Origin of the sequence: Armatimonas sp. (assembly GCF_043760365.1) — a bacterium.
Taxonomy (GTDB): domain Bacteria; phylum Armatimonadota; class Armatimonadia; order Armatimonadales; family Armatimonadaceae; genus Armatimonas.
On record NZ_JAYUPA010000260.1, the window covers coordinates 1 to 5,659 of the forward strand.

8 protein-coding genes and 1 pseudogene are annotated in these 5,659 nt (G+C 59.9%); all 9 read right to left on the reverse strand.

All coding sequences use genetic code 11. The features are described from left to right. The coding region (locus tag ACH2EH_RS06275; RefSeq protein WP_395139997.1) for an HAD hydrolase-like protein at positions 1–177 on the reverse strand (177 nt) is incomplete at its 3' end. Between the two features lie 44 nt (positions 178–221). Further along, positions 222–581, reverse strand: coding sequence for a ComEA family DNA-binding protein (locus ACH2EH_RS06280; protein WP_395139985.1), 360 nt, complete (start codon positions 579–581; stop codon positions 222–224). Between the two features lie 89 nt (positions 582–670). Then, the gene (locus ACH2EH_RS06285; RefSeq protein WP_395139987.1) at positions 671–1,330 is read right to left on the reverse strand and encodes a DUF998 domain-containing protein; all 660 of its coding nucleotides are present in this window, start codon (positions 1,328–1,330) and stop codon (positions 671–673) included. A gap of 12 nt (positions 1,331–1,342) precedes the next feature. Next, positions 1,343–2,485 carry a methyltransferase domain-containing protein gene (locus tag ACH2EH_RS06290; RefSeq protein ID WP_395139989.1) on the reverse strand — a complete coding sequence of 381 codons (1,143 nt, stop codon included), beginning with the start codon at positions 2,483–2,485 and terminating at the stop codon, positions 1,343–1,345. Beyond that, on the reverse strand, positions 2,482–3,192 hold the full coding sequence (locus ACH2EH_RS06295; protein WP_395139991.1) for a Tic22 family protein: 711 nt from the start codon (positions 3,190–3,192) through the stop codon (positions 2,482–2,484). Before ACH2EH_RS06295 ends, ACH2EH_RS06290 begins: the two co-directional genes overlap by 4 nt. 78 nt (positions 3,193–3,270) lie before the next feature. Then, positions 3,271–3,471 (reverse strand): hypothetical protein, encoded by a 201-nt coding sequence (locus tag ACH2EH_RS06300; protein ID WP_395139993.1) that lies wholly within the window; start codon positions 3,469–3,471, stop codon positions 3,271–3,273. A 30-nt stretch (positions 3,472–3,501) separates the two neighbouring features. Further along, positions 3,502–3,645, reverse strand: a complete 144-nt coding sequence (locus tag ACH2EH_RS06305; protein WP_309691224.1) for a hypothetical protein — start codon at positions 3,643–3,645, stop codon at positions 3,502–3,504. A 40-nt stretch (positions 3,646–3,685) separates the two neighbouring features. Next, positions 3,686–4,327, reverse strand: coding sequence for a hypothetical protein (locus ACH2EH_RS06310; RefSeq protein ID WP_395139995.1), 642 nt, complete (start codon positions 4,325–4,327; stop codon positions 3,686–3,688). 34 nt (positions 4,328–4,361) lie between these two features. Next, positions 4,362–5,659: pseudogene (locus ACH2EH_RS06315) on the reverse strand (restriction endonuclease); the annotation flags it as partial.

Sequence of the window (5,659 nt, forward strand, 5' to 3'; positions counted from 1 at the left end):
CAGAATCTCATAGGCAGGTGCGCCTGCCCAGGCGTAGAACTGCTCCTCGGTAAAGAGCGTCGGATGCCCCACGCGATCCAGGGTCGCCCGCCACGCCTGGTAGTGCAGCGGCATCGTGTCCGCAAGGGTTCCGTCGCAGTCGAAAATCAGGCCCCCGGGGGTAAAAGGGAGCGGCATCGAAATCAAATGATCTAGCACGCTCCCATCGTATCACGCCGCTTCTAGTCCAGAGTAAGATGGGACCGAAGCTGTACCAGCTTCTTCTCCCCAATCCCTTTCACTTCCCTAAGCTGCGAAAGCTCGGTGAACTTGCCCTGCTCGGTGCGGTACGTCACAATGCGCTCCGCAATGGCGGGCCCGATCCCGGGGAGGCTCTCTAGCTCTTTCGCAGTCGCTTTATTCAGCGAGACCGAAGCGACAACAGCCTTCTCCGACTTCTTCGCTTCCGTCTTCTTTTTGGGCATCGCGGGCACGGCCTTGGAAGTGGCGGGCGCAGTGGGCTTCTCCTGAGCAAAGCTCGGGCAGGTCAGGCTCGTCAGAGCGGCGATACAGATAGCTATTTTCGTGAACGTCGTAAACATGGTTTTGGTTTCCTCTTGGTTGCGGAAGTGTCTCCTCCGCTTCACCCCTATAACGGGTGGGAAACCCCGAAGCTTATAAAATCACGAAATTATTTTTTCGAAAGCCACCAGAGCCGCCACAGTAATCCCCCCAGCCAGAGAAGCGCGGGGAAGACCAGACTACGCTGCATCAGGCCCGTCCACCAGCGCCCGTGCCAGCCGATACGGTGCAGATAGAGCGAAGCCCCCATAATCCCCCCGAGCGCCAGGAGACCGCAGAACAGCGCAAGGCGGCTCAGAAAGCGCTCCCGGCGCAGGCAAAACGACGCAATCGCTAAAAAGATCGGGGCGAAGACCAGGGTGGAGAGGGGGTTGTGAATGCGCCCAATCAGCGTACAGGGCTCGATTCGTGTCGGGCGGCCACAGGTAAGGTCATCGGTCGTGAGATCGGCAAGGTCCGTGGGAAAAAAACCCAGAAGCAGCAGTGACACCCCCGTAATGGCAAGGAGCACACTCTCCCGCTTCAGATTGTGCTGGAAGAGTGCCCGTGCTGCCGCGAGCGCCCCCAGCCCCAGGAGAAAAAAACAGGCCGTCATTAGCGGGCTGTAGTCGGAGCGCACCAGCTCACTCAAAAAATTCCACGGGTGGTAGGGATAGGTCGCCCCGGTCGTGGCATGGAGGCGCGGCGACGGCAGCACATGCAGAAGCATCAGATCCGCCCCCGCCAGCGCAATGCTCACGGCTCCCATTTGTACCGATTTTTTCGCCATTTTTTTCCCGATCTAGGACGGGTCGCAGACCACGCCCAGCCAGCTCTTGCCCTGGGCCACAATGACCAGAGTCGCCTCGATCCCCTTGCCCTTCAGTCCGAGCTCTTGATGCACAGCCTCCGGCTCCTTGGGGTAGCGCCGCTTCTTGACCACCAGCTTCCCAATTCCTTGCTCCCGCAGCCAGCGCCCCAGTGTCCGCTCACGGTAGGGCAGCGCGACACGAACGCGGTAGGTGCGCACCCCGGCACAGACCACGGCCTCGTCTGCCGTAAGGTAGGCATCCTCGGGCGAGAGCAGCGCGGAGCGGGTGCGCTCCGCCAAGGCTCCCAGTGCCCCCGCCCGTAGAACCGCAGGGTCGGGGTCCAGCAGAAACGCACCAAGCTGCGGAGCGAGTGGTGGGGGCTCACTCTCTGCTTCGTAGCGCTCTAGGCTAGGGAGCAGAAGTGCCTGCGGGGGGCCGCTTTCTCTTCCCAGCACCACACAAGCCTCCTTGCATGTACGATCCTCCGAGAGAAACGTGAGCTGCCCTCCTAGCACCGCTAAAGTCGCATCCGGCAGGGCGGGTGAGAGCTTTGCGACCACCACTCGGCTTTGCGCCTGGAGCTCGCTCAGAAAGCTTAAAGGCGGTTGGTAGCGCTCAGCATCCCGGGAAAAGCGTGTCGCGCCGTCGCGGCGGGCGGGATCAAAGAAAACACCGTCCCAGCGGGCCTGGGGCATAAAGCTTGTGGCATCGGCGCAGTGGAAAGTGATGCGCTCTCCCACTCCGTAAACCTCCGCATTGGCACGGGCAAAAACCAGACGCGCCGGGTCAGTATCCAGTGCTACCACGTGCATGCCCGCTTCGGCAAGGGCCACGCTGTCTCGCCCGATCCCGCAGCAGGCATCCAAAACAGTACCACAGCCCACAAAACAGCCCGCATGAAACGCCGCGATTTGCTCGGAGCTCGCCTGCGCCAGGGAGTCCGCCGTTAAAAAAAGCTGCTCCGCCCGCTTCCAGCCGCGCTTTCGTGCACGCTCGCGCCCCTCCAGAACCGCCAGAGCACCTGCGCGCTGCTCCGGCTCCAGTCCGCGCTGCTTACTCAGTGCTGCCACGCCCCGCGCGAGAAGTGCCGCGCCCGGCTCCGACACCAAAAAGTGTGCCGTCGCCTCCGTCACGAGCCGCCCACGACTGCCTTTGCTTCGTCGGCGACCACTTTAGGAACCACAAACTGAATCTGCTTCAAGGCCGCGTCCGGCGTCCGAAGCCAGCTTGCCAGCAGAAACTCAAGGCTGGTGAGCGCCACTTGCGCCTCAGGAGTGCCCTCGGGCCGTGACTTATTGTAGCTCTCCAGAACCGGAGCCAGATCCGCACGGGAGAAGAAGGCGGGAATTATCGTGATCCCGTTCTGGGTGAGATTGAGCAGCCGCTTGCCGGGCAGCTCCGCCATGAACAGAGGCACCCCCCCACCGGCCTCGGGCTTCCCTTGCTGCTTTAGAAATGCCTTCGCCTGCTCCACTTCAGCAAGATCCGGAATAAAGGCAAGGGCCATCTTACTCTCCGATTTCTGTGCCTTCTGCCAGAGTTCCCCAAGTGCCACTGCCTTAACACGCAAACTCGCTCCCAGCGTGGGGTTCTGCTTCGTGAGATTCTCCAAAAACTCGACAGCGCCGCCCTTGCGCAAAAACACCCCGACCGTGGGCACGCCTTTTCCAGCCGGTGGGTTCGCCGTGAGTGCGGCTCCGCTCTCGTTGGCCAAAATGAAGCCCGGCACGGGGGCTAACTTTGCCGCGATCTGTGGTGCTGTGAGCACTCCCGGCAGCTTGAGGTTGGAGAGCACCTGTGATGGTGGCGGGGGTAGAGGGGGGGATGGTGTTAGATACATTGGATTGACTCCTGATAGCTCAAAAAACAAAACACCCCCACCGAGGCTTGGTAGCTGGCGGGGGCGTGGCTGTAGCGGCTAAGCAGCCTGGTAGTAGATTATGGCGCGCTTGAGCAGGGTGATCTCCGCGCCCTCTGTTGTCAGGACATGGATAGAGGATTCATCGAACCACTTCACCTGCCCGTTGAGGGTCTGCCCATTTATCAACAGAAATGCCAGGATCGTGTGCTCATCCCGCAACCGAATCATCGCTGCGGAGCTTAGCAGAATCGTGGGCATACGGTCCCGGCCGGGGCCAAAATCCATAGGTTAGTCCTCGCTCTTCTTAGCAGCGCGGACAGGCTTTGCCGTCTTCGCTTCCGAGACACTTCCCACTGTCGTCTTCGTACGGGCCTTGTAGGCTTCTTCCTTACGCTTCCACATCTGGCGCAATTCTTTTGCTCGAACTCGCATCGTTATTTCCTCCTTACACTCAGGATACCGAAAATTCAGTCTATTCTACCGCAACTTGTTTCGCCACGATTCCTTTTAGAATTTTGAGGATCTGCCCGGCTTCCGAGCGCTCGGCGTACTCGGGGGAGAGCATGACCCGCAGTGTGATCGGTGCGCCCGCGCTCAGCACGATCTCAGCGCGCACAAAAGTCCAGATATCGGCGACGGTGTAGGCACCAAACGCCTCCGTTTTCTGGTTGATCGTTGCCGCCACCAGAAGCTGACCAAAGAGTTGTGGCTGTGGGTTCTTGCCTTCAAAGCCACGCTTGGCCTCCATCACCACCAAGTAAGGAGCCTCTGCGGCTCCCAGTGGCCCCGCCGCCAGTGTCCCATCCACCACTCCCTCTAGCGCAAAAGTCTCCCACTGTGCCCCCATACTGACCTCAGACCAAGCAATGATCCGGCTCGTCTCCGCAAGCATCAGTAGTGGGTAGATGGCTCTTGCCCAGAGGGTTGCTTCGTTCAGAGGCATGATCGGTAGCCGCCGCAGCCGCTCCTGCAGTACCTGAGTCTCTGCAATCTCTTTCTCGGTCAGAGGCTCGGCAAGCGCCTCCCAGAACGCACGATCTTGCTCCTGCTCCTCAAATTGAGTCAGGCGTGCCAGAGTCGCCAGCGTAAGATCTGAAAAACTCAGTGGTTTCATGACTGTATTCTACAGCCAAAGTCTACGCCCTCTTTCACGGCCAACAGGGGGTATAGTCGCCGGGTGCTTCTCTTGCGACTACCGTGTCGTAGAGTCCGTAGTGGGTCAGTCCCTTGTGGCTCTCGATCCCGGTGTAGCGCAGGGAGGCGTCTTCGTAGCGACGGAAGGCGAACACTGCCTGGTTCATCTGCTCGGTGTTGAAGACCTTGAGGCTGACAAGAAGGTGAAAATCTTTGACGGTCAGGCCGGTGACGGTGAGAAACAGGTCCGGTTCGAGCTTGGTGATGACATCCTGGAGGGTGTTTTCTCGAAAGTCGGTGAGGTACATGAATGCGGGGATGCGGGTGGCAAATTTAATCAGTTTCTCTTGAATCTGCTTGCGTTTGGATTTGTAGTCTCTGTCTTCGTCGGTGAGCTCTTTCTTCTCTTTTGCCGAGAGCTCGCCGCTCTTTGCCTTGCCCTTGAGCTCCTTGATTTTCTCGCTCTTGTTGATGATGGTTTCGATGATGTTGTCGCCCAGCGAGCGCCAGCCCTCGATTCGGTTCACGGCGGCCAGTGCCTCGGGATTTGCTAAGATACGCCGCAGGGTGTCGTTGTCGACGTTTACCAGCAGGGCGCTCTCCCACTTGCGCGCTAAAAGGGTGGCCGACGTGCCCGCCATCGCGATATCGAGGATGCCGCCCGCGTCTATCTGGGTCATGTTCGCACCGTCGTAGGCGAGCACAGGGAGAAATGACACGAGCTCTCTGACCGCGTTCTCCGGGTTCGGCTCACTGGGGGAGAGGCCGATTCCGTACTCGGAGAGCTGGCGCAGGGCGCGTGTTGGAGCGAAGTCGAAGACGAAGCAGACGGGCTTGAGGATTTCCTCTTCGCCGGGGTTGTCGCCGTTGGGGTTTTTGAGTGACCAGGGCGACTGCACGCGAAACGCCGCCTGAAAGTAGGTCTCGGGCGACTTGAGGTTGCGGAGCATGAGAATAGAAGACCACTGCGGCACGGTCACGCCGGTTGTCAGTTTGCCACAAGAAAGTGTGATAGTCTTGGTCTGAAAGCCACTCCCAATCGCCTTGCGTACCGGCGGCAGTGCCTCCAGCCCGATCCCCGCCGCCGTTCCCGCCGCGACAATCACGGTGTAGCCGTGCCAGAACGTGTTGTGCTTCTCCGTCAGCAAGTTCGCCATGGCGTGGCACGCGGCGACATTTGGCAGGAACCAGAAGGCGTGCTGCAGGTAGGGAAGCAGGCGGATGTCGGAGTAGGGGAACGGGGGCCGGGTTCCGGTCTTGAGGTGCTCTAGTGCCAAGGGAGCGTAGCCGCCACGAATGATCTCCAGCCACT

Bases quoted from the DNA above. Each gene is read 5' to 3' on its own strand.
- ACH2EH_RS06300 (WP_395139993.1), bottom strand. From the start codon at position 3,471: ATGCCCACGATTCTGCTAAGCTCCGCAGCGATGATTCGGTTGCGGGAT.
- ACH2EH_RS06285 (WP_395139987.1), bottom strand. From the start codon at position 1,330: ATGGCGAAAAAATCGGTACAAATGGGAGCCGTGAGCATTGCGCTGGCG.
- ACH2EH_RS06310 (WP_395139995.1), bottom strand. From the start codon at position 4,327: ATGAAACCACTGAGTTTTTCAGATCTTACGCTGGCGACTCTGGCACGC.
- ACH2EH_RS06280 (WP_395139985.1), bottom strand. From the start codon at position 581: ATGTTTACGACGTTCACGAAAATAGCTATCTGTATCGCCGCTCTGACG.
- ACH2EH_RS06295 (WP_395139991.1), bottom strand. From the start codon at position 3,192: ATGTATCTAACACCATCCCCCCCTCTACCCCCGCCACCATCACAGGTG.
- ACH2EH_RS06305 (WP_309691224.1), bottom strand. From the start codon at position 3,645: ATGCGAGTTCGAGCAAAAGAATTGCGCCAGATGTGGAAGCGTAAGGAA.